The 23,348-nt window shown below is 70.6% G+C and carries 19 protein-coding genes; 2 read left to right on the top strand and 17 right to left on the bottom strand.

The window, feature by feature from the left end; translation table 11 throughout:
- The first annotated feature begins 19 nt into the window (after positions 1 to 19).
- Positions 20 to 619: a DUF6434 domain-containing protein gene (locus AC07BS_RS01020; RefSeq protein WP_478929174.1), complete on the top strand. Its 600-nt coding sequence runs from the start codon at positions 20 to 22 to the stop codon at positions 617 to 619.
- 29 nt (positions 620 to 648) lie between these two features.
- On the opposite strand, the gene AC07BS_RS01025 is transcribed toward AC07BS_RS01020, so the two are convergent.
- From AC07BS_RS01025 to AC07BS_RS01055, 7 genes are read right to left on the bottom strand one after another with little or no spacing between them, the layout of a single operon-like run.
- Positions 649 to 1,980, bottom strand: a complete 1,332-nt coding sequence (locus AC07BS_RS01025; RefSeq protein WP_478929176.1) for an aminotransferase-like domain-containing protein — start codon at positions 1,978 to 1,980, stop codon at positions 649 to 651.
- A 15-nt stretch (positions 1,981 to 1,995) separates the two neighbouring features.
- A complete protein-coding gene (gene dpgC, locus AC07BS_RS01030; RefSeq protein WP_478929177.1) occupies positions 1,996 to 3,354 on the bottom strand; it encodes a (3,5-dihydroxyphenyl)acetyl-CoA 1,2-dioxygenase DpgC in 1,359 nt (452 codons plus the stop codon).
- Positions 3,351 to 4,118: an enoyl-CoA-hydratase DpgB gene (dpgB, locus tag AC07BS_RS01035; RefSeq protein WP_478930037.1), complete on the bottom strand. Its 768-nt coding sequence runs from the start codon at positions 4,116 to 4,118 to the stop codon at positions 3,351 to 3,353. The genes dpgC and dpgB overlap by 4 nt, the downstream gene beginning before the upstream one ends.
- Positions 4,119 to 4,152: 34 nt before the next feature.
- The gene (gene dpgA, locus AC07BS_RS01040) at positions 4,153 to 5,217 is read right to left on the bottom strand and encodes a 3,5-dihydroxyphenylacetyl-CoA synthase DpgA (RefSeq protein WP_478929179.1); all 1,065 of its coding nucleotides are present in this window, start codon (positions 5,215 to 5,217) and stop codon (positions 4,153 to 4,155) included.
- Positions 5,214 to 6,443 carry a glycine amidinotransferase gene (locus tag AC07BS_RS01045; protein WP_478929181.1) on the bottom strand — a complete coding sequence of 410 codons (1,230 nt, stop codon included), beginning with the start codon at positions 6,441 to 6,443 and terminating at the stop codon, positions 5,214 to 5,216. The genes dpgA and AC07BS_RS01045 overlap by 4 nt, the downstream gene beginning before the upstream one ends.
- 35 nt (positions 6,444 to 6,478) lie before the next feature.
- Positions 6,479 to 7,855: a preATP grasp domain-containing protein gene (locus tag AC07BS_RS01050; protein WP_478929183.1), complete on the bottom strand. Its 1,377-nt coding sequence runs from the start codon at positions 7,853 to 7,855 to the stop codon at positions 6,479 to 6,481.
- Positions 7,852 to 9,822, bottom strand: coding sequence for a KedN5 family methylcobalamin-dependent radical SAM C-methyltransferase (locus AC07BS_RS01055; protein WP_478929185.1), 1,971 nt, complete (start codon positions 9,820 to 9,822; stop codon positions 7,852 to 7,854). Before AC07BS_RS01055 ends, AC07BS_RS01050 begins: the two co-directional genes overlap by 4 nt.
- Before the next feature lie 412 nt (positions 9,823 to 10,234).
- Here AC07BS_RS01055 and AC07BS_RS01060 point away from each other — a divergent pair, with 412 nt between their 5' ends.
- Positions 10,235 to 11,200, top strand: a complete 966-nt coding sequence (locus AC07BS_RS01060; protein WP_478929187.1) for a methyltransferase — start codon at positions 10,235 to 10,237, stop codon at positions 11,198 to 11,200.
- Positions 11,201 to 11,254: 54 nt separating this feature from the next.
- Here AC07BS_RS01060 and AC07BS_RS01065 read toward each other — a convergent pair whose 3' ends face one another.
- The 10 genes from AC07BS_RS01065 to AC07BS_RS01110 form a co-directional block, all read right to left on the bottom strand.
- The gene (locus tag AC07BS_RS01065; protein WP_478929189.1) at positions 11,255 to 13,024 is read right to left on the bottom strand and encodes an ABC transporter ATP-binding protein; all 1,770 of its coding nucleotides are present in this window, start codon (positions 13,022 to 13,024) and stop codon (positions 11,255 to 11,257) included.
- Positions 13,021 to 14,700, bottom strand: coding sequence for an ABC transporter ATP-binding protein (locus AC07BS_RS01070; RefSeq protein ID WP_478930039.1), 1,680 nt, complete (start codon positions 14,698 to 14,700; stop codon positions 13,021 to 13,023). The genes AC07BS_RS01065 and AC07BS_RS01070 overlap by 4 nt, the downstream gene beginning before the upstream one ends.
- Before the next feature lie 107 nt (positions 14,701 to 14,807).
- Complete coding sequence (locus AC07BS_RS01075) at positions 14,808 to 15,734, bottom strand: MvdC/MvdD family ATP grasp protein (protein WP_478929191.1); 927 nt, start codon at positions 15,732 to 15,734, stop codon at positions 14,808 to 14,810.
- Complete coding sequence (locus AC07BS_RS01080) at positions 15,731 to 16,555, bottom strand: hypothetical protein (protein WP_478929193.1); 825 nt, start codon at positions 16,553 to 16,555, stop codon at positions 15,731 to 15,733. The genes AC07BS_RS01075 and AC07BS_RS01080 overlap by 4 nt, the downstream gene beginning before the upstream one ends.
- Entirely contained in the window at positions 16,552 to 18,447 is a 1,896-nt protein-coding gene (locus AC07BS_RS01085; protein ID WP_478929195.1) for a M6 family metalloprotease domain-containing protein, read from the bottom strand. Before AC07BS_RS01085 ends, AC07BS_RS01080 begins: the two co-directional genes overlap by 4 nt.
- 134 nt (positions 18,448 to 18,581) lie before the next feature.
- Positions 18,582 to 20,381, bottom strand: coding sequence for a M6 family metalloprotease domain-containing protein (locus AC07BS_RS01090; RefSeq protein WP_478638860.1), 1,800 nt, complete (start codon positions 20,379 to 20,381; stop codon positions 18,582 to 18,584).
- A gap of 108 nt (positions 20,382 to 20,489) precedes the next feature.
- Positions 20,490 to 20,747 carry a hypothetical protein gene (locus tag AC07BS_RS01095; protein ID WP_478638859.1) on the bottom strand — a complete coding sequence of 86 codons (258 nt, stop codon included), beginning with the start codon at positions 20,745 to 20,747 and terminating at the stop codon, positions 20,490 to 20,492.
- A gap of 236 nt (positions 20,748 to 20,983) precedes the next feature.
- The gene (locus AC07BS_RS01100; RefSeq protein ID WP_478638856.1) at positions 20,984 to 21,166 is read right to left on the bottom strand and encodes a hypothetical protein; all 183 of its coding nucleotides are present in this window, start codon (positions 21,164 to 21,166) and stop codon (positions 20,984 to 20,986) included.
- 116 nt (positions 21,167 to 21,282) lie between these two features.
- The gene (locus tag AC07BS_RS01105) at positions 21,283 to 22,353 is read right to left on the bottom strand and encodes a hypothetical protein (RefSeq protein ID WP_478929198.1); all 1,071 of its coding nucleotides are present in this window, start codon (positions 22,351 to 22,353) and stop codon (positions 21,283 to 21,285) included.
- Positions 22,354 to 22,478: 125 nt separating this feature from the next.
- Positions 22,479 to 23,297, bottom strand: a complete 819-nt coding sequence (locus AC07BS_RS01110; protein WP_478929200.1) for a hypothetical protein — start codon at positions 23,295 to 23,297, stop codon at positions 22,479 to 22,481.
- Between the last annotated feature and the right edge of the window lie 51 nt (positions 23,298 to 23,348).

Here is a 23,348-nt window from a genome sequence, read left to right on the forward strand (position 1 = left end):
GCCCGGCAGAATGGCGGCCATGAACGAGAACCGGAACGCCAGTGCGAGTACGGCGAGTGCGGCAGCCGCCGAGTCCAGGCCGCCGCTGACGGCCGACCTCACCGGTGCCGGGCTACGGCGCTGGTACTGGACGCTGGACGAGCTCACCGGTCTCGCCCGCACCATGGGCGTCGCACGGTCCGGCGGCAAGGCAGCGCTCACCGCCCGGCTCGCGGCGGCGCTGGACGGCCTGCCGCTGCCGGCCGCCCCGGCCCGCCGTCGCCCGGCGACCGCGCAGCTGACCGAGCCCGTCGACGGCGACACCGTGATCCCGGCCGGGCAACGATGCAGCCAGGTCCTGCGGAAGTACTTCGTCGAGGCGATCGGCCCCGGCTTCCACTTCGACGCCTTCATGCGCGACTTCATCGCCCGGAACCCCGGCCGGACCCTGACGGACGCGGTCGCCCACTGGCACGCCACCCGCCCGGACGCGGCCCGGCCCCGCGAGATCGAGGAGCAGTTCGAGTTCAACCGCTTCACCAGCGCCTGGCACCGCCGGAACCCGTCCGGCACCCGCGCCGAGGCCGTGGAAGCCTGGTACGCCCACCGCGCACTCCCCAAGACCGCCGGCGGAGGGTGAGGGCGGCGCGGTACGGGGCTCTCAGCCGCTCACCCATGGGCCGGCGGTCCGGCGATGCCGTGAAGGAACGCCGCCAGGCGGCCGACACCCGTCTCGATCTGTTCCGGTTCGAGGTAGCTGCACGAGAGCCGCAGCTCGTTCTTCCGGCCGTCGTCGTCCGCCCTGCCGTCGCCGACGCGGAACGGTGCCATCGGTGTCCACAGCACCCCGTACTCCGATGCCGAGATCTCCAGCAGGGCCGCGTCCGCCGGCACCGGTAGGCGCACGCGGACGAAGAAGCCGCCGGTGGGGCGGTTCCACGCGACGCCGCTCGGTGGTCGCCCGCGCGGGCCGATGTGCCGGTCCAGGGCGTCCAGCAGCAGGGTGAGATTGCGACGGTACAGCTCCGATCGGCTTCGGCCGAGAACGGAGAGCGACCCGTGCTCCAGGAGCATGCCGCCGATGACGGCCTGGGCCAGGGGCGAGGTGTTGACCGTGGTCATGGTCTTCAGCGCGGCCAGGTCGTCGGCCAGCAGCCGCACGCGCCCGTCACGCGTACGGACCCGCTGGTCGGCGACGGCGAAGCCGACCCGTGCGCCGGGCAGGCACAGCTTCGCGAACGTGCCCAGGTGGACGACCCGGCCGGTGTCCGCGTCGAGGGCCTTCAGGGAAGGGATCTCAACTCCGGGCGCGGCGGTGAACGCGTAGGCGCTGTCCTCCAGGAGCAGCAGGTCCTCGCTCTCGGCCACCTCCAGCAGGCGCACGCGGTCGGCGCGGCCGAGCAGGGCCCCGGACGGGTTGGCGAAGTCGGGGGTCAGGTAGCAGGCGCGGATGCGGTGGCCCCGGGCCCGTGCCGTGCGGCAGGCCGCGGCAAGGTGGTCCGGGGCGGGTCCGTGCCCGTCGTCCTCGACGGGGACGAGGCCGATGTCCAGCAGGCGCGCGGCCCCGACGATCCCCACGTAGCAGGGGTCGGCCACGGCGAGCAGGTCGTGCGGGGTGCGGAAGAGGGCGCGGAGGGTGAGCAGCATGGCCTCCTGGGCGCCGGCCGTGATGACGAGGGCCCGGGGCGGTACGTCGATGGCGAGGTCGCGGCGCAGGGCCTCGGCGACCAGGTCGTTGATCAGGCCGCGGCTGGGCCCGTAGGCGTACAGCAGCTGCCGGGCCGCGGCCAGGTCGATGCCGCGGGTGCGGCACAGGTGCTGGAGGAAGGTGTCGATGTGGCGTGCCGGGTCGATGTCGCGCAGGAGGGCGGGGTGGGGGGCGCCGGGGGCGAAGGAGATGGCGTCGGGGTGGCGGCTCATGATCTCGTTGAGGAACGTCACCGCGTCCAGCGCCGGGTCCCGCGACGCCCCGTGCAGTTCGGTTTCGTCGAGCTCCAGCATCCGTCGGCCGCCTCCTCAGGACCCGGTCCGTGCCCGTGCCCAGGAACGGCCGACCTTGTCCAGGACGTCGGGGCTGTAGAGCCGGGTCGCCTGGACGTAGGCGAACTCGGCCAGGTACGCGCGCAGGAGGTGCGGGGGTTCCTCGGCGAGGTTGAGCATGCGGCGGTTGGCGGCCACGGCGGGGCTGTCGAGGTCGCGTACGGCGGTCCCGACGGCGGCGTCCACCTCGTCAGCCGGCACCACGAGGTCGCACAGCAGTGCCGCCTCCCGATCGGTGGCGCGGATCCTGCGGCCCGAGAGGATGATCCGGCGGGCGAGCCGGGCGCCGGTGTGCCGGGTGAGCCTGAGGTTGCCCGCGCCGGGGACGATGCCCTCCTGGGCGGCGGGCAGGCTGAGGAAGGCGTCCTCGGCGGCGATGACCATGTCGGCGGCGAGCAGTAGTTGTGTTCCTCCGCCGATGGCGAAGGAGTCGACGGCGGCGATCCAGGGTTTGTGGACGGTGTGCTCGGGCGGGGCGTCGGGTGCCGGGTCCAGCAGCAGGCCGTGCACGAGCTTGCTGAGGTAGCCGAGCTCCCTGCGGAGCAGGAAGTCCAGGAAGGAGATCTTCCCTGCCCACAGGTCGGTGAGGTTGATGCCCGCGCTGAACACGCGGCGGCCGGCGTGGCGGGGGTGTGTCATGACGCCGCCGCGCAGGACGCCGACCCGGACGTCCGTGTCGAGCAGGGCCAGGTCGACGGCGGTCTCCATGTCGTCGATCAGCCGGTTGTCCTCCGCGTTGAGGCAGTGCTCGTTGTGGAAGGTGAGGTGGGCGGCGCCGGCGTGCCGCTCCACGAGGACCGTGTCGAGGTCCACCCGGCCCTTGTGCCGCAGCTGTGGCATCAGCTCCATGGCGCGGGCGGAGGGCAGGCGCATGGTGTCCATGAGGTGGCCGCCGGCGACCGGGGAGCGCAGGAGTCCGCGGAAGAGGATTCCCTGGTCGATCTCCCGTCCGTCCTTGTGGGCCTGGATGTGCCGGAGTTCCTCGTCGATCTGCTCCCGGGTGGGGGTGAGCCCGGGGACGTGGTCCGCCGCGTCGTAGGCGAGGTCCGGCAGGTGGCGGCGGGCGGTGCGCGCGTCGGTGAGCCGGTCGTAGAGCGGTTCCGCGTGCCGGTGGACGAAGCGGTGGCGCAGCTCGCGGCAGGCGGCGAACACCGTGTCCGCGAGCTGTCGCTGGCCGGTGTCGCGTGCCGGTCCGCGGGGGAGCCGGGCGAGCAGTTCCTCGCCGGCGGTGGTGTGGCGGGTGAGGGCGGTGGCGTCGTCGTCGAAGGAGCCGCGGAGCGCGGGAGGCGCGTCCCGCCAGCGGTGCACCTGTCCGGTGAGGGGCCCGGTCCTCATCGTGTCCGTCCTTCCCGTGCTGTTCCGTCGCGTGCTGTTCCGTCCGGTGCCGTTTCGTCGGTCTCTTTGGTGCGGCGCAGGCGGCGCAGTTCGCGGTCGCAGGCCGCGAGGTGGGCGCCCAGGGCGTCCTCGTAGCTGGTGGCGGGGGCTTCGAGGAGCAGCCGGCGGCGTACGGCCAGTTCGGTGCCCGCGACGCGGCCGCGCAGGACGGTCGCGGCCCGGACCGCGGCGTCCAGGTCGTCGTCGACGGTGTCCACCACGCCGAGCGCCAGGGCCTCGGCGGCGGGGAGCTCGTGTCCCCAGAGCACCAGCTGCCGGGCCCGGGCCACTCCGAGCTGGACGGCCAGGCGGTGTACGGCGGTGCCGGGCCAGAAGTGGCCGTCGTTCACGGGCAGCAGGAGCCGCAGGGTGCTGTCGGCGATGCGGTGGTCGGTGGCCAGGAGCAGTTCCAGGGCGGGGCCGGTGCAGGTGCCGCGGGCCACCGTCATGGTCACGGAGTCGAGGCGTTCCAGGCGGCGTACGGCGCGTTCCCAGCGATTGACGTCATGGATGCCGACCGGTCCGGGCCAGGCCCGGTCGCCGGGCGCACCGTCCAGGCGCAGGACCACGGTGGTGGGAGTGCCTTGTTCCTCGGCGCGGTGGCAGCCCGTCTCCAGCAGGGCGGTGAGGTGGGCCAGCGGTGCCCGGGCGGTGACGCGCAGGCTCAGTCCGAGTCCGTCGGGCAGCGGGGTCAGCTCGTCGCCCGCGGTGTCGCAGTGCTGCATCACGTCCGGTTTCCTCCCGGGGTTCGGGTTCGGGTCACCAGCGCAGGAGGGCCGTCTCCACGGTCGAGCCCGGTCCCATCGTCATCAGCACGCCGTGGTCGCCGGGGGCGGTGACTCCTTCGTCGAGCAGGCGGCGGTAGGAGAAGAGGAACGAGCCGCTGGAGAGGTTGCCGTGGTCCCGCAGGACGCCGAGGGTGTGCCGGACGTCGTGGCGGGTGAGTCCGAGGTTGACGCGTACGGAGTCGATGACCTTCTTGCCGCCCGAGTGCACGATCCAGTGGGCGATGTCGGAGCGTTTCAGGCGTGTTCCGGCGAGCAGTTCGCCGACGGTCTCCTCGACGTGGGCGCCGACGACGTAGGGGATGTCGCGGTCGAGGTGGAAGCTGAACTTGCCCTGCTCGTCGTCCCATTCGTAGCGCATGGCCGAGGAGGCCTCCGGGATGATGCGGCTGGCGTGGCCGACGACGGCGGGTCCCGGGCAGCGGTCGGGGAGGTCGTCGCCGGTGCGCAGGGTGATGGCGGCCGCTCCGTCGCCGAAGAGGCTGTTGACGACGGAGGTGCGCATGGTGCCGTCGAAGACGTAGGCGGCCGAGCAGACCTCGATGCACACCAGCACGGCGAGGCGTCCCGGATGGGTGCCGGCCCATCCGGTGGCGGCGGCGAGTGCGTTGAGGCCGGCGTTGCAGCCCATGCCGACGACGTCGAGCCGGGAGCAGGTACGGGGCAGGCCGAGTTCCTTGACGAGGAGGGCGCTGAAGCCGGGGGTGAGGAAGCCGGTCGAGGAGACGCAGCACAGGTGGCCGACCTCCGTGGGGCCGGCTCCGGCCTGTTCGAGGGCGCGGAGGGTGGCCCGGCGGCCGATGTCCAGGCCTTCGTCGAGGTGCTTGCGCAGCAGTTCGCCCTGGCTCTCGGTGACCATGGTGCCGTCGGGGCGCCGGGGCGGGAGGGTGAGGTGGCGGCGTTCGATGGCGCTGTTGAGGAAGAGCGACCGGATGCGCGGGTCCTGGACGCGGTAGAGGTCGAGGAGCTCGCGCTGGCTGTAGGAGTGCGGTGGTACGGCGGTGCCGACGGCGGTGATCCGTGGCACGGCGGGGGTCATGAGAGGTAGTCCTCGGCGGCCGAGCCCTCGCGGACGGTGTCGAGGGTGAAGCAGTGGAAGCCGCCGCCGAAGAGCCGCCGGTGGCGGTGGCGTACGGGGACGACGTCGAACCGGTGCCGTTCCAGGGTGCGCATCAGCTCCGGGCAGGCGGAGTTGACGAGGACAATGTCGGGTCCGGCCGAGAGCACGTTGAGGTCGATGAAGCGGCTGGCGAGGATGAGGTCCTCGTCGTCGTAGACGGGGAAGTTGTCGGCCTCGGGCTCCGGGGGGACGATCATGTCCCAGGTGCGCAGCGGCTCGGGGAGGAAGTCGGTGACCGTCTTGTTCCTGACCAGGAGCGTGCCGGGGCGCAGGGCCAGGACCATGCTGTCGATGTGGCTGTCGCTGAGCCGGTGCACCCGGTGGACGCGGAAGCGTCCCTCCAGGTGGCGTTCGAGCCAGTCGCAGGCCAGGGCGTGGTTGGCGGTGGAGATGTTGGCGAGGACGTCGCGGCCGAGTCGCAGGCACTGGGCACCGTCGAACATCATCTCGAAGCCGACGTCGTAGGGCGAGGGCCGGGGCTCGCCGATGGGCTCGGTGGGTCCGCCGGCGGTGGTGTCCTTCACGTACGACAGGTCGAAGGAGGCGTCGGTCATGAACGGGCGGGGCATCACGGTCCAGCGGGCGCCCCTGCGGAAGTACTCGGCGAAGACGGGCTTGAGGAACTGGGTCTCGAAATAGCGGGAGCGGATCATCGGCGGGGTCTCGATGATCTCGTCGCCGAGGATGAGGGTGTTGTCGCGGACGTTCAGCGGCGGGACGACGCCCGCCGCCCACGCGGGGGTGCGGACCTCGGTGGTGCTGTCGAGCGTCATGGGGCGGTGCACGGTGACGGACAGGGACTCCAGGGCGGCCACGAGGCCTTCGAGGTCCTCGGTGAGCTCCTCGATGTAGCGCTGTTTGATCGGTGTGCGGCCGGTGCCCGTGCCCTCGTGCGCGGCCGGGGAGTGTGCGGCCGGCGAGTCCTCCGGGCCGTGGCGGGGGGCGGAGACGCGGGGGTAGTACCACTCTGAGCGGGTGATGTTGTCGTGGAAGAACAATTCGAAGGACAGCTCGCGTTCGTGCGAGGCGTAGTTCTCGGCGGATCCGACGATGACCTCCTTGAGCGGGGACCATTCGTCGAAGGTGTTGAGCCGCCGCGTGGTGTCCGTACGCGTGCTGTCCGTACGCGTGGTGTCCGTGCCCATGGGCGTTGCCTTCCCTGTCGCTCGGTGGCGTGCGGTCAGGTGCGGTGGGCCGCGGCGGGGGCGGCCCGCCGGGCGGAGAAGATGTCGCCGAGGATTCGCTGGCGCTCGCGCGCCGCCGGGAGGTTCTCGGCGACGACGCAGTACATGACGGCCCGTCGCCGGGGGTCGAAGGCGCTGATGAGGATCACGCCGGTCCGGTTGGCCCGGTCGTAGGCGAGGCCGGCGGCCTCGATGCGCCGCTCGGCGTCGCGGAAGGAGGAGATCTGCCAGCCGTCGGGCCAGACGGTCTCCAGCAGGACGCGGTCGCGGGCGTAGTCGGGGCCGACGACGCGGGCGCCGATGACGCCGTAGACGGGTGTGGAGCCGGTGACACGGCCGTTGTACTCGGTGAACAGGACCCGGTCGTCGGGGGTGACGATGGAGTCCGCGCTGAGCAGCCCCCGGTAGCCCATGGCCCGCAGCGGGCCGCACAGGGCCCGGCCTCCTTCGACGAGCCGGGCCCGCCGGCCGGGGGTGAGCCCGGGGGAGGGGATGATCTCGGCGGTGGCGAGGGGGGCGGAGACCATCTCGCCGTGCCCGGCCAGGTCGGCGCCGTGGTCGGTGATCAGGAACTCGGCGAAGTGGGCGGTGCTGTCGGGTACGTACTCCTCGGCCACGAGCCGTCGCCGGCCCCCGCTGGTGAGGCGGTCCCACTCGGCGGCCAGGTGGGCGCGGACGGCGGACAGGCCGGTCAGATGGACGACGCGCCGCGCACCGATCGGGCGTACGCCCCGGACGGGGGAGACGATCTCGTTGCCCGTGCCGCTGGAGAGGAACTCGTGCTTGAGGATGACGGGGCGGCCGGCGCGGAAGAGCTCGGTGATCTGGTCCTCCGCCTCCTGAGGCGCGGAGCAGACCGTGCCCGGGGGCAGGGGGACCCCGGCGCCGGCGGCCACGGCGCGGAAGACGGCCTTGCTGTTGACGAGCAGGCCGCCGCCCTGGCGGAGGAAGGCGTAGCCCGGCAGGGCGCTCTCGGCGCCCAGGGAGCGGGCCAGTTCCGCCACGGTGACGTCGGGCCACAGGGCGTGGACGCGGCGCACGGTCCGTCCGGCGAGGGCGTGGCGCAGCGCGTCGCGGAAGCCCTGGCCGGCCAGCCGGTCCGCGGTGAGGAGGCCGGGCTCGGACCCCGGGGGTCCCGGCGGGGGGACGACCAGGCGGAGGGTGGCGGGGTCGGTGCCGGTGAGGGAGGTGACGTGGCGCAGGAAGTCCCGGTCGGGGTCCACGGGCAGGACGACGACGTCGCCGTCACGGGCGAACCAGAACAGGCGCTGCACCCCCCACCGGACCCAGCCGTCGCCGTTCCTGGCCTCCTCGGTGAGGTCGTTGCCGATGAGCAGCCGCGTGGTGGTGGCCCGGTCGGCCGGTGCCGTCATGACGGGGCTCCCGAGCTGCCCGGTGCGCCCCGGCCGGGCGGGCCGGCCGGCATCTCGTCCTCGGGCATGCCCATGAAGTGGACCACGATCTCGTGGTTGGTGGAGGTGACGGCGGACTCGGAGCCCCTCCGGTAGTAGAGGTCGAGCGTGCGGGGCGAGGGGGACAGGTCCGGTTCGCCGTCGGCACGGATGGTCCTGATGATCGCCGGTACGTCGTAGGCGAGCTCGACGTTCCTGCGTACGTAGTAGCTCTCGCCGCGCACCACTTCCACGGGCAGCTCCTCGTCCTTGGCGGGCCCGTTCGCCGGGCGGTAGACGGGCATGGTCAGCAGGTCGTAGCGGAAGACCTCGTCGAGTACGGGCGCGGCCGCGGGCGGGACCTGGGGGCGGACGGACTCCCGCCACCACCGGGTCAGCAGCCGGACGGCCTCGGGCTCGGTGTAGAGGTAGCTGATCGCGGCACCGAAGGCGCCGGTGCCACCGACGGCGGTGGCGACGTACTCCCGCAGCGGGACGGCGGCCGGGTCGTCGACCTCGGTGATCCAGGCCTCCAGATCACGCAGGACCTGGGACTGGGTGAGACCGGCCAGCCGGCGCAGCGCCGCCCAGCTGTGGCGCAGCACCGCGTTCTCGGCCACGACCCGCGCCCAGAACAGGAAGCGCTGCATCCGCTGGTTCTCGGCGAAGGTCATGGTGTCGTGGGCGAGGACGTATTCGAAGTCGTCGTGGTCTCCGCGCACGGCCCGGATGCCGAAGAGGTCCTTCTTCTCCATGTAGTCGGTGTTGGGGAGCAGCAGGATGGGGTAGACCGCGATCCGCGAGACGCGGCGGGAGAGCCGGTCGTAGCCCTCCATGAAGGACGCGACGGTTTCGCCGGGGGCGCCCCAGATGAGCTCCGCGTAGCAGTCGAGGCCTTCGCCGTCGAGCCAGGCGGCGAGGTCCTCCCACTCGTTGACCTTCATGTTCCGCCGGTTCATGGACTCGAGCGCGTTGTCGCTGAGCGTCTGGAGGGCGAGGGTGAAGGAGCTGCGCATACCGGCGTCCTTCATCCTCTTGACGATCCGGTAGAACGTCTTCGACTTGTTCTTGGCCCAGGAGGTCTCCAGCGCCCTGGGGAACCCGTACCTGTCCCTGGTCTCGATCAGCGCCTCGACGAATTCGGCGTCGCCGGGCAGGAGGCCGAAGTTGGCGTCGCAGGCGACCACGGTGTGCACCTTGAGACGGGCGAACACCTCCAGCTCCCGGCGGAGCCGGTCCAGGGAGAAGGCGCGCACCTTCTGCCCGATGGCGCCTCCCCAGTAGCAGAAGGCGCATTTGTAGGGGCAGCCGCGGTTGGTCTCCATGAGGGCCACGTCGTAGCGGAATTCACCGTTTTCATCGGTGAGGTCGATCGCGCCGGTCAGGAAGGGCGACGGAATGATCTCCAGGTCCTCGATGCGGTCCCGCCCCTCGTTGACGACGGGGCGCCCGTCGGGGCCCTGGAAGGATATGCCCGCCACGGAGTTCAGCTCGTTCCGGTCGGTGCCGTCGAGGCGGGCCCGCAGCAGTTCGCGGAAGGTGATCTCGCCCTCGCCGTTCACCACGACGTCGACCTCGGGAAACATGCGGAAAACGCGGGCGGCCTGCTGGGCGACATGGGTGCCGCCGAATATCACCCATCCCTGGGGATTGAGCTGTTTGAACGTCGCGGCCAGCGCCCCGAACGCGTGGTAGTTCCAGCCCAGCACGGAGAAGGCGAGGACGTCCGGGGGCTCACCCCCGAACAAAGCGTTGGCCATGGTGGCGTTTGTCGTACTGCCACGGAAATTATGGATGGAGATGTCGGCCGAGCCCCGGATGCGGTCGTCCGCGAGAGCCGTGGCCTTGAGATAGCCGGAGGCGAGCGGCATCGACTCCAGGGGCATGTCCCATACCCCTTGCTGGACGAGAAAAACCGATGTCGTACGGCCGTCCCCCACATGCGACACGGGTGTACCTCTCTCACGTCATCAGTGCACCCGGAGCGCACGTCCACACGGTTTCACGAAGCAGGGAAATGAATGGCCATTGCTGCACTCTGAGAAGTTGCATGCCCCGCACAATCATGGTCTGCAAAGGCGCCGCACCCTGTCAACCCTTTATCCCCTCTCGGGATTTACCGACAGCCTCCCGGATCGACGCGGTGGCGGACGGTCGTCACGAGCGCAGGCAATGCGACCCAACTCCGCGCTCCCGGCGCGCCCTTGACCCGACTTGTGGCACATGTCAGCATCGCCGGAGCGGTTCACAAATGTGCGCACCATTCGGGAAAGGCGACCTTCGATGGATCAGGCGCAGGAATTCGACCGCGCATTCGAGAGGTTTCAACTCATCGCCAACGGGCCGGCGCTATTCAACGCCGTGACCACCGCACTGGATTTCGACCTGTTCCGCTTCCTCTCCGAGAACCCCGGCAGTGAATTCGACGCCCTGCAGGGCTTCACCGAAGTGCCGCGGCATCACTTGAGGGTCCTGCTGCACGCCTTGTGCGCCACCGAACTCGTGATCAAGCGCGACGAGCGCTACACGAACTCCGAGGTCGCCGAGAGACTGCTGGCGTCCAGCGCCCCGGAGAGCTGGCGGGACACCCTTCTGGGCTGGCGGAGGTTCCAGTACCCCGCGTTCCCCCACACCACCGAGGCGCTCCGCACCGGGACGAACACCGCGCTGGCCGACTATCCCGGCGAGGGCCCCACCCTCTACGACCGCCTCTCCCACGACCCCGGACTGGAAGCGGCCTACCACGCCTCACTGGGCCCCTTCACCCATCTCTTCGCCCCAGCACTCCTGGACCACGTCGAGATGTCCTCCGTACACAACCTCCTCGACGTCGCGGGCGGCGCCGGAACCATCGCGAAGATGTTCGCCGACCGCTACCCGCACGCCACCGTCACGGTCTTCGACATGCCGAGCGTCACACGGCTGGCCGCGCGGTCGGTGCCGCCCCACCTCGCGGACCGCGTGCGGTTCCATGCCGGGGACCTCTTCGAGGACACCTTCCCCACGGGATTCGACGGCGTGCTCTTCAGCCACTCCCTGGAGGTGTTCTCGCCCGAACAGAACAAGGCACTCCTGGCCAAGGCCCTCGACGCCCTGTCCCCGGGGGGAAAGATCCTCGCCTACGGCACGACCGCGCCCGACGACGAACGCGGTGGCCTGCTGGCCGCCCGGCTGTCCCTCTTCCTGAACGTGCTGGCCGCCGGCTCGGGCATGGCCTACCCCGCGAAGGACTACCGCGCCTGGATGTTCGACATCGGCTGCGCCGACGTCAAGGCGTTCACGGACCTCCCCTACGAGCACGGGCTCATCGTCGGCACCAAGGGCTGAGCCGCGGCGGGTGCGGACGCGGGCCCATGACAGGCCCGGGCCCGCACCCGCCCGTCAGGCTCCGCCCTCACCGACCCGGTCCGCCACGCCGTGCCAGGAACGCCACAGCGCCGCGTAGGCGCCCTCCCGGCGCAGCAGTTCGTCGTGCGGGCCGAGCTCGATGATCCTCCCGCCCTCCATGACGGCCACCCGGTCCGCGTCATGGGCGGTGTGCAGCCGGTGGGCGATGGCGATGACGGTACGGCCTTCGAGGACCGCGGCCAGTGAGCGCTCCAGGTGCCGCGCCGCCCGCGGGTCCAGGAGCGAGGTGGCCTCGTCGAGCACGAGCGTGTGCGGATCGGCCAGTACCAGACGGGCCAGTGCCAGCTGCTGGGCCTGGGACGGCGAGAGCCGCGTACTGCCGGAGCCCAGCCGGCCGTCGAGACCGATGCCCCGGGCCCACTCCCAGGCGTCGACCGCCCGCAGAACCGCCTCGAGCTCCGCGTCGCCGGCCGTCTCCTTCGCCATCAGGAGGTTCTCGCGCAAGGAGGCGTGGAAGACGTAGTGCTCCTGCGTGACCAGGGCCACGTGACGGCGCAGTTCGGCGAGGGGGAGGCCGGCCAGCGGTGTCCCGGCGAGGGTGACGGAGCCGGTGCGCGGCGCCTCGATGCCGGCCAGCAGCCGGCCGAGCGTGGACTTGCCCGCACCGGACGGACCGACGATCGCCAGCCGCTCACCACGGGCGATGTCGAGGTCGATGCCGTGGAGCACGTCCCGGCCTTCGCGGTAGGCGAAACGCACCCCGCGGACGACCAGGTGCCCCTCTTCCCCGGCCGGGATCCGGGGCGCCACCAACGCTCCCGTGCCGCTGCCTTCGGGCTCCCGGCGCACGCCCAGGATGCGGGCCAGGGAGGCCGAGCCCATCTGCAGCTCGTCCATCCTGAACAGCAACTGGTCGACGGGCAACATGAGCTGCTGCGCGTACAGGGCGGCCGCCGTCACGTCGGCCAGCGAGGCCATGCCGTGGAGGTAGTACAGACCGCCGATGATCAAAGTGGCCACCAGCGGCAGGGCGTAGGCGGTGTCCGAGATCGGCAGGAAGACCGTGCGGAGCATCAGCGTGTAGCGCTCGGCGGCGAACGACCTCGCGATGTCCGTGTCGACCCGCTCGGCCCGGCGCTTCCCGATGCCCAGCGCCTCGACGGTACGGGCCCCCTGCACCGTCTCCGTCAACCCCTCGGCGAGGTGCGCGTACGAGGCGCTCTCCCGTAGATAGCCGTCCCGGGCCCGGGCCCGGTACCAGCGCGCCGCGGCCCACAGGACGGGGGCCGCGACCAGGCACGGCAGTGCCAGCAGCGGGCCCAGCAGCACCAGCGCGCCGAGCGTGGCGGCGATCGTCACCAGCGCGACGAGGGTGTCCGGAACGGCCTGCCGCACCGCCCGCGACAGCACGTCCACATCACGGGTCGTACGGCTGATCAGGTCGCCGGAGCCGGCCCGCTCCACCGTCGACAACGGCAGCTCCAGCACGCTGCCGACGAACTCCTCCCGGAGCCCGGCCAGGATCTTCTCGCTCAGCCGCGCCGAGGCGTACACGGCACAGCACACCAGGACGCCCTGGAGCACCATGAACGCGCAGATCAGCAGGGCCATGCTCGTGGCACGGTCGATACCGCGGGCCACGTCCTCCACCAGATCGCCGAGCAGCCGGGGAATGACGAGGGCGGAGGCCGCGGCCAGCCCGTGCAGCCCCAGGGCGACGGTCAGTTCCCGCGGATGGCTCAGGGCCAGCCGCCGGGCGTGCGAGCGCACCTCCTTCACGGAAGCGACCGGCAGCGCGCTCATACGGGGTCCTCCCTCGCGACGACGGCCCGATACCGGGCGTGTGACAGCAACTCGCGGTGGGTGCCCTCGGCCACGACCTCGCGGTCCTCCACGTAAGCCACGTGGTCGGCACGGTCGAGGACGACGGGGCTGGTGGTGAAGACGACCGTGGCGCGCCGCCGCCTCCCGGCCGCCAGCCCCTCGGCGATACGCGCCTCGGTGTGGGCGTCCACCGCGCTCGTGGGCTCGACGAGAACGAGCACCTCGGGGTCGGCGAGCAGGGCCCGCACCAGGCGCAACCGCTGCTGCTGCCCGCCCGAGAACTCACGGCCGGCCCCCACCACCTCGGTGTCGGGCCCGTCGGGCAGCGCCTCGACGATGTCACGGGCCGAGGCGGCCGTCAGGGCCCGCTCCCAGGCCTCGTCCCCCTGAGCGGCCCCGCCGCGCGGCGACAGCGTCTCGTGGAGAGGACCGGAGAAGAGATACGCGTCGTTGTCGGCCACGAGCACGCGCCGGCGCACCTCGGCGAGACGCAGCTCGCGCAGCGGTACGCCCCCGTAGGCGGCCTCCGAGTCGGTGAAACGGCCCAGCCGGTCGGCCAGTTCGGCGGCGTCCTTCGGGGAGGAGCAGACCACGGCGGCGAACCGGCCCGGCCGCACCGTCAGCCCGGAGCCGGGTTCCGTCAGGGCGGCCGCGCCGTCCAGGTCCCCCGGCCCCAGCGGGCCCGAGGACAGCCCGGGTTCGAGCGACAGCAGACGGACGACGCGGTCTGCGGCGACGTAGCCCTTCATGGTCCTGTCGGCGGCATCGGTCAGCCTGCGCAGCGGATTCGTCAGGAAGGCGGCATAACCGTAGAAGGCGACCAGCATCCCGGGGCCGATCCGGCCGTCCAGGGCGTAGCGGGCGCCCAGCCAGACGACGACGGCGACGAGCAGCCCGGGGAGCAGGACCTTCGCCCCGTCGATCAGCGCCTCGACGCGGGCGACACGCACACCGGCGCGGCGCACGCGCTGGGACTCCTCCCGGTACCGCCGCGCGAACACCTCCTCACCGCCGACCCCGCGCAGCACGCGCAGGCCGCTCGCGATGTCCACGGCCCGGGTGTTGAGCCGCTCCTGTTCGTCGCGCAGCCGCCGCTGGTGCCGGTGCAACGGACGCAGCAGCAGCGCCGTCAACCACGCCATCAGCGGCACCCCGACGAGGACGACCAGGCCGAGCTCCCACGAGGCGCTCAGCATGATCACGGACACGGCGACGATCGCCACCGCGCCCCCACCGCCCCGGGCGGTGGACTCCAGCGCCGTACCGATCTGCGTGATGTCCGCGACGCCGGTGCTCACCACCTCGCCGGCGGCCACCCGCCGGGGCAGCGTCGCACCGAGCCGCGCCGCCTGCCGGGTGATGTGCTGCATCGTCAGGTACGAGGAGCCGAGCGCGGCGGCCCGGGACGCACGGTCGCGCAGGATACCGGCGACCGCCTGGACGATCCCGAGGGCGAACACGACGCCGCCCCAGTACACCAGGGCGCCTTGGTCGCGCGCGGCGAGCCCTTCGTCGACGGCCCGTCCGACGGCCGCCGGGACCAGCGCCTGTCCCAGCATGCACAGGACCCCGTAGACCAGGCCCAGCAGGACGCTCTGCCAGTGTTTGAGGGCGAGCCAGGTCAGATAGCGCGCGGGTGAACGGACGTCCGGCATCCCCACGTCCGGAGAAGGTAGGTTCCGCATAGGAATGCCGACCCTACTGGCCGCGAGCGGGGACGGTCCCTACTTCGTTGCCGGTACCACCCTTTGGGCGGACCGACCTACAATTTCAGCAGCTTTTCGGACCGGTCGCCCGCGCCCGCCAACAGACCGACCAGGGCCGCCGAGATCGGGAGGCCCGCCTCCACCTCGTAGTAGAGGTACGCGGGCATGGGATTGACCTCGAAGCACACCCAGGCCCCGTCCGGGCGCACCCGCAGATCGATACCGGCGAACGGCAGATCCATCGAGGCGGCCAGCGAGACGCAGCCACGGGCCACGTCGACCGGCAGCTCCATACGGCTCAGCTCGGCCCGCGGCCCCACGCGCGACGCGTAACGGTAGTCGACGGCCTCGGAGTCGACCTGCGCGGCGAACGTCTCCTCACCCACGACATGCACCCGGACGTCGCGCCCGGGTACGTACGCCTGGAACTGGGTCGGCAGATGACGGACATGACGCAGACGCGCCTCGTCGGCTTCGGTGAACTCCTGCACGATCGACCGCACGGCGCTCACCGACTTGTACACCACGCGCCCGTGCAGCGCCCGGAAAGCCCTCACCTCGTCCGGGTCGTTGGTGACCAACGTCTCGGGGACCGGGAAGCCGGCACGGCCGATGAGCTGCGCCTGGAGCGGCTTCGACCCGTTGGGCAGCATGGCCCTCGGCCGGTTCGCCACCAGCGCCGGAGCCACGTCCAGCCAGTCCAGGAAGCCCGTGTGGAGGGCGGTGGCCCGCGACCGCGCCGGGGCGGTCGCGCCGGGCTCCGGCTTCGGCGTCAGCGGCCGGAGATAGACGGCGGTGACGTCCTCCAGCGGCAACCGCGTACCGTCGACGCCCAGCCAGCCGCTCCCGTCCGCGCGCACCACGAGATCGTGACGGCTCAGGCGGGCCTGGTCGACGACCCGGTGGCCGATGCCGGCCGTACGTGCGGCATCGACGGCCGTGGCGAACGGGCTGTCATCGGCGTACCCGTAGAAGAGGATCACGAAGCGCTCCCGTCCGACCGCCGTCCCCCGCAGACCCCCACCAGGAGATCGGCGACCGCCTCGACGTGATCCTCCCGGTCCAGCGGCGGATACGGATCGACCTCGGCGACCAGAGGCGTACCGCCGTCGCTCACCAGACGCAGTTCGAGCAGCCTGGTTCCCAGGAGTGCGGCGAGACGGCGGCAGCGATCGGCGTAGCTCCCGGTGAGGTCTCCGACGACGGTGTCTCCCACCACCAGCAGTCGGCCCCCCGAACCGGGGGAGTGGTCGGGCCGCACATCGACCGGTACCGGAGCCGCACCGCCCCCGGGCCAGACCAGCCGGGGAACATGCCGCTCGCCCGGCCCCGGCCGACCGAGCAGACCACCCCGCGTCGCGGCGGCACACCGGGCCACCGGAAGACCGCAGTGCCGGGCGTGCGTCAGCGCCACGAGCCCGGAGACCGCCCCGCACGCACCGACTGCGCCGACGACACGCGAAGCGATGCCCAGCAGCCAACTGGACGCCAGTGCCTGCAACTCGACGGCGGCGTAGTCACGGTCCTTCGCCGAGGCGGCGGCGAACCCGATGGGCGGCACCCAGTGCAGCCGGTGCAGCACGGCACCGACAGTGCCGTCGTGCAGGACCTGGCCGGTGGGCAGCACCAGCCGGGTGGTGGCCGCTCCGCGCGCGTCCACCCGGTGCGCCCACCGCGCCCGGGGCAGGTCCTCGGGCCGTACGGCGACCACCCGATCGCTCCCCAGGCGGCCGGCGACGGCTGACGCCACCGCCGACGCACCGGCGTCCCAGATGTCGGCGAGGACGACGACCGCGCGACTCACTGCGGCGGCGGGGTGTCGTAGGACCGCTTGGCCCGTGCGTCACCGGCCGCCGTGCCTTCGCCCAGGGCGTCGGTGCCCTCGTCGTACGCCGGACCACCGATGAGGTCGGGCCGGAGCCCCGAAGCGATGAACGGCTCCGCCACCTCCGCTTGCAGGCGCCCGCTCGAGGCGGCCTGCTCGAGGGCGAGCAGCCGCAGGTGCAGGTCCGTGAGCGTCGAGGCGACGGAATCGTCGCCTGCCCCGTGGCCGGGCGGGGCCTCGAGGTGTCCGATTTCCTTTAGATGTTCCTTCTTGGAATCCTTGTGGCCGATTTCCTTGATGTGTTCCTTCGGGGAATCCTTGGTGCCGGCTTCCTTGTGACTGTCTTTGTTGTCCTTGACCTCCTTGGCGTCCTTGTGATCCTTGAAGAAATCTTTGTCAAATTTCTCCTTCTCTCCTTCCTTCTCTCCTTCCTTTTCCTCCTTGACGGAGTCCTTGGCGTCCTTCTGCAGGTCCTTGCCGCAGGAGACGTCGACCTTTGCTGTCATCGCCGTCGACGACGTCGAGATCTCGGCGACGGATACGCAAGTGTCGGCACCTGCGTAGGAATGGGAGGCCGGCAGGCTGGAGGAGTTGAACGAGGCGTTGCCCGTGCTACCCGGGTAGGGGTCGCCGGGGTCTCCCTGGTTCTTGTTGAGTTCCAGGTCGCGCTGGTTGTCCGCCTGGACCAGCCCGATCATGGGATGGATTTCGTCTCTGTTGTCCGGTCGGCTCTCGTCGATGTGCCAGATGAGGAGCCCGTCGGAGGGCAGAGAGACGTCATAGCCGGTGCGTTGGCGATTTTCTGCCAGGAAGTATTCCTGGCCGGCTGCGCCGTTGGTCCACAAGCGATAGACCTTGAAGGAGGTTTTGACGTCGTTCAACGTCACTGTCTGTCCGGTCGTGATGTTCTCCGTGGTGACCCAGCCCTGGTTCGCCTTGCACCAGGCGGACGGATGCACGGGCAGTTCACCGTCGCCGCCCCAGGTGCCGTAGGACATGAGGCACCATGTGCCGATGCCTTCGGAGGAGAGATCCGCGTCGTAGAGGTCGGGCAGGCCGAAGAGAAGGTGGGCGAGTTCGTGGGCGCAGACTCCGATCTTCGTGTCCTCGGGGACGGTGAGGTAGGCGAAGATCTTGACCCCGTCGACGATGCGCTCCGCCTCCAGGATCCCCTTGTGCGACCAGATGTCTCCCGGGTTCCCGCTCTGCTCGCCGCCGGTGCCCGCGTGGACTACGACGAATGCGTCGACGTATCCGTTGCCGTCGTTGTCGTAGGGCGCGAAATCGATCAGCGGGTTGGATTTCACCACGGCGTCCTTGACCATTACGGGAGCCCGTGGGACGCCGGTGGGCTTTCCGATTCCGAAGTTTCCGTTGGCGTACCAGGACAGCAGCTGTGGCAGTCGGACGAGGGGAACGACCTCACCCACGAGGTCGACGGTCCCGTTGGTGACCTCGCGGAAGTACTCGCGCACGCTGCCGTTCGGGATCGTCCGGTTGAGGGAGAAGAACAGATCCTCGATGTGTTGCCTCTCGGTGGTCATCGCGCGGTCCTCGAAATCGACGAGGACGACGGCGACGCGGACTGTGCCGGTCAGCGGTGTGCGCTCGGCCGCCGCTGCCCGAATCGTCGAGGAAGGCGTTCCCGGGGGAAACGCGGACGGTGGGAAGATCATGCCGTCGTTGTAGCCGGGCCAGTTCGGCTCAGGGGCGATTCCCAGCAGCGAGGCCAGATCCGATTGCCGTCCGTGGCTGATGGCGAGTTCTTCGTCGATCCTCTTCCGTAGCGAGGGGTGGGGCGGGGCGGCACAGAACGGGGACCGGAAGGCCCTGACCCTCCGCGATTCCGTGGAGTGGGGTTGGTCGGGCACGCGGATCACTCCTCGCCTGGGCAAGCCGGAAGGTCTGCTTGGAGCCTCGCAGGGGGTGGTAGAGGGTGCAAAAGCAACTGCGCCGGCCGGGCGAGGGTGGTGACGTCTTCCAGCGGCAACGCCGTTCGCGCCGCTCACCGTTGCGGGGTGTCGTAGGACCGCTTGGCCAGCGCGTTGCCGGCCTCCATGTCCTCGCGCATCGCATCGGCGTTCTCGTCGTACACGGGACCACCGATGAGGTCGGGTCGGAGCCCGGCACCGATGAACGGCTCCGCGGCTTCCGTGTCCGAGCAGCCGCCCGATACGGCCTCCTCGACGGCGGCCAGCCGCAGGTGCAGGTCCCTGAGCATCGAGGCGACGGAGTCGGATCCCGGGCCGTGGCCGGGCGGGGCCTCGGCCTCCTTGCCGTGTTCCTTCGGGGTTTCCTTGTCGCCGACGTCCTTGTGGTGATCCTTGCGGTCCTTGGAGTCCTTGTCCTCCTTTTCCTCTTTGTGGTCCTTGTGTTCCTTGTCGTCCTTGGAATCCTTCTGTGGGTCCTTGCCGCAGGAGACGGCGAACTTCGCCGTCATCGCCGTCGATGACGTCGAGATCTCGGTGACGGAGACGCAGGTGGCGGCACCGGCGTAGGAGAGGGAGGCCGGCAGGCTGGAGGAGTTGAACGAGGCGTTGCCCACGCTGCCCGGATAGGGGTCACCGGAGTCCCCTTGGTTCTTCTTGAGCTCCAGATCACGCTTGTTGTCCGCCTGGACCAGCCCGACCAAAGGGTGGTTCTCGTCGTTGTTGTCCGCCCTGCTCTCGTCGACGTGCCAGATGAAGAGCCCGCCGGCGGGCAGCGAGACGTCGTATCCGGTGCGCTGGCGGTTCTCCGCCAGGAAGTACTCCTGGCCGGCTGCTCCGTTCGTCCACAGTCGATGGACCTTGAAGGAGGACTTGACGTCGTTCAAGGTGACCGTCTGTCCGGTCGTGATGTTCTCCGTCACGACCCAGCCCTGGTTCGCCTTGCACCAGGCGGACGGATGCACGGGCAGCTCACCGTCGCCGCCCCAGGTGCCGTAGGACATGAGGCACCATGTGCCGATGCCCTCGGAGGAGAGGTCGCCGTCGTAGAGGTCGGGCAGGCCGAAAAGAAGATGGGCGAGTTCGTGGGCGCAGATACCGATCTTCGCGTCCTCGGGGACGGTGAGGTAGGCGAAGATCTTGACCCCGTCGACGATGCGCTCCGCATCCAGAACACCCTTGTGCGACCAGATGTCCCCCGGATTCCCGCTCAGCTCCCCGCCGGTCCCCGCGTGCACCACGACGAATGCGTCGACGTATCCGTTGCCGTCGTTGTCGTAGGGCGCGAAATCGATCAGTGGGTTGGACTTCACGACGGCGTCCTTGGCCATCACGGGAGCCCGTGGGACGCCGGTGGGCCTTCCGATTCCGAAGTTCCCGTTGGCGTACCAGGACAGCAGCTGTGGCAGCCGGACGAGGGGAACGACCTCACCCACGAGGTCGACGGTCCCGTTGGTGACTTCGCGGAAGTACTCCCGCACGCTGCCGTTCGGGATCGTCCGGTTGAGGGAGAAGAACAGATCCTCGATGTGTTGCTTCTCCGTGGTCATCGCGCGGTCCTCGAAATCGACGAGGACGACGGCGATACGGACTGTGCCGGTCAGCGGCGTGCGCTCGGCCGCCGCTGCCCGGATCGTCGAGGAAGGGGTTCCCGGAGGGAACGCGGACGGTGGGAAGATCATGCGGTCGTTGTAGCCGGGCCAGTTCGGCTCGGGGGAGATTCCCAGCAGTGCGGCCAGCTCCGCATGCCGTCCCCGACTGATGGCGAGTTCCTCGTCGATCCTCTGCCGCAGGGCCGGGTGGGGCGGGGCGGCACAGAAGGGGGACCGGACGGCCCTGACCCTCCGCTGTCCGACGGAGGTGGGGTGGTCGGGCACGCGGATCACTCCTCGCCTGGGCAAGCCGGAAGGTCTGCTTGGAGCCTCGCAGTGGGTGACCGGGGGTGCAAAAGCTACTGAGCCGGGCGGGGGAGAGGTCGGAGCCTGTCAGGGGACGGGGCCAGGACAGAACGCGCCGATGTCCTCTCTGAGCGATTCCAGGTCACGCTGGTCATTCACCAGCCTCTGCTCGAGCCGTTCCACGATGCTCTTGAGAGAATCGATCACCTTCTGGTCCGGATTCGTCTCGGCCTCGAGCTCTCGGATCAGATCTCTGATTTTGATGATCCGCTTCTGGGTGGCCTTGATTTCTTCGACGAGTTCCTTCGCGAGGCGCTTCATCAGATCGCAGGGACTTTCGGGCATGGGTCACCTCGAACGCTCTCGGTAGCTCGACACAAGCCGTTACCGTGGCGCCTTCAGGTCGACACGGGCTCGATCAGTCTTCAGCACGACGGCGCGCCCCGCATTCCCGGAAGCCGGCAGCCGGCAAACGCTGCCGCGTGGATCGCAACCCTGCCTGCCCCGGCTTTTGCCGTCGACCGCCAGTGCGCGCGCAGCCGGCCCCACGGACTCACCGCACAGGGCTCCCGGCACCCGGGTCAGTACCCCAGCATGGCCGCGCGGTCGCACATCACCTCCACGGCATCGCGCAGCAGAGGGCGCGGCCCCGGGTGGGCCTCCCGGATGAGCTTCACCGCGTGAAGCCGCCGGGTACTCCTGATCAGCTCGTCCACTTCTTCCCGGGCCACCGGCGGCAACGCGTCCCAGATCGGGTTCTCCATGCGCCGATCCAAGCAGCTCATGCCTTCCCACCGCCACTGTATTGACGGCCGTCAGCGCATATCGGGGCAACTCGCTCAAGCCGCGACGGCGCCGAAGCCCTGGCCGGTCGGACGCTTCAGACGAGCTGGACGACCATGGTGGTGGTGCGGCGCGCGGTGGTGTCGTCGATGCGCAGCAGCAGCTGGTTGTGGTCGTTGATGGCGTCGATCGACTGCACCGAGCTGCCCTCGGGCAGCTCCAGCATCCGGTCGAGCCGGTGCGGTCCGCCGTGCGGGTCCCACACCACCGGGAGCGTGCCGGGGCCCGAGGCGGCGGCGCGGACGGTGCCGGTGATCCAACCGCGTGCGGTGATGTCCAGCGCCTGTCCGCCGAAGCCCTCGTCGGCCAACTGCCGGGGGGAGTCGGGCGCGTCCCAGCGGATGGCCGCGGAGGTGCCGTCCGGACGGATCTCCCCGCCGACGGCCACGCCGCTGTCGTCGACGCCGTGCAACCAGGTGCGGGTGGTGCCGGGCACCGAGCCGGAGTACGTCGCCTCGCTGCCGTCGGGCCGCCAGGCGGTTGCCGTATCGCCCTTCCAGCCGACGACGAGCCCCTCGTCGTTGATGGCGGCGGTGTAGGAGCCGTCGTTGGGGCCCGTCAGGTGCCGGAACCCGGTCTCGGGTCGCCAGCGGTAGTACGAGGTGGCGACGCGCGGGTGCCCACCGGGCCACCCGAGGAACTGGTGGGACGCCGTCACCAGCAGTGTGCCGTCCTCGCCCAGCCGCGCCATGCCGGCCGACGTCTCGCCGTCCGGCAGTCCGGGAGTGGTCACGGTGCCGTCCGCGTTCCACAGCACCACGCCCTGGCCAGGCTGTACGCCCACGACCCGGCCGTCGTCGGCGATGTCGGTGGGGTTGGTGTTCGGGGCGCCTCCGAGGGCGCGCCGCTTGCCGGTCACCGCGTTCCACACCACGGGGTCGCCCTGGTCGGTATGGAAGGGGACGTCACCGTGCTTGTTCATGGCCCGGGCGGTGTCGCTCTCCTCCAGGGTGCCGACCACCCGGGCCCGCAACTGCGGCCAGGTGGCGTCGGCTTCCGCTCTGGCCTGACGGGATGGTCCGGCATCCTGCGCGACGGCGGTCGCCGCCGGCAGCAGCAATGTGAGTACGGCGACGGCGACTGCGACGGTTCGTGTCCGGCTGGGCATGGTGATCCCCCTGAAGCTGGCGCCCGTTGCGGTGTGGTGCTGAGGCGGCACCACCACAGTGCTCGCATCGGACCCGTGGTGCGGCCGGAACCGTGGGGGACGGCGGTTTCGCGCCAGTGCCACCATCACCAGGTCGCGGTGGGTATGTAGGGTGCTGCCGCGACCTGGGCCATAGTCCGAAGTTTCGTGAAGTAGGAGGCGCAGTATTCCTCGTTGATCAGAGGGACGATCTTGTCGAGGTCGGCGATGCAGCCCCACAGGGAGGCGATGCCACTGTCGTCGAGTCCGCCCTTCAGCTCTCTCTGCACGAGGCCGGCGACGTCGGCGTCCAGGAGGACCAGGTCCACGCCGTCGAAGGCCACGCCGCGGAAACCGTCGGGGAACAGGGCGTGCAGGTGGTCCTCCCACAGCCGCGCGAGGCCGCCGTCGGGCTGTGCTCCGCCCACGTCGGCGGCTGTCGCCTCTGCCGTGGACGGTGGGCGAAGGAGCAGGGAGACGGCATCGAAGACGGCACGCACCATGGCGACGGCCCGGAGCGGGTGGAGGGCGGCACTTGACGCGGAGCCCCGCACGAGCTTGTCGCGCAGCAGTCGGCCGCGGTCCAGTTCGGAGGCGAGTCCGGCCGTGAAGAGCCCTGCGTCGGTGGCCCGCTCGATGAGGGCGTGGAGTGGTTCCTTCGTGGCCAGACGCTCGGCGAGGACGTGCTCCAGGGCGAACAGGGAATGCGTGACGGCGACGGTGGCGAACTCGTACCGGTAGTAGGAGTGCCGGATGAGCTCGCGGGAGGTTTCCAGCGCGCTCATGACGCACACCGACGCATCGCCGGGCAGAACCAGGCCGGCAACCAGGGCGTGCATGCCCGCATAGTCGAGAACGAGGTCGCGGGCGCGCGGGTCCCGTACCGGCAGGAGGAGCGGGTCGGGCGGCGGTGGCAGGGTCTTCACCAGCGCAATCTTGTCGCCGGGAGGCTGCCGGTGCCATCGGATTCGCTCGGG

Source organism: Streptomyces sp. NPDC044063, assembly GCF_056434285.1.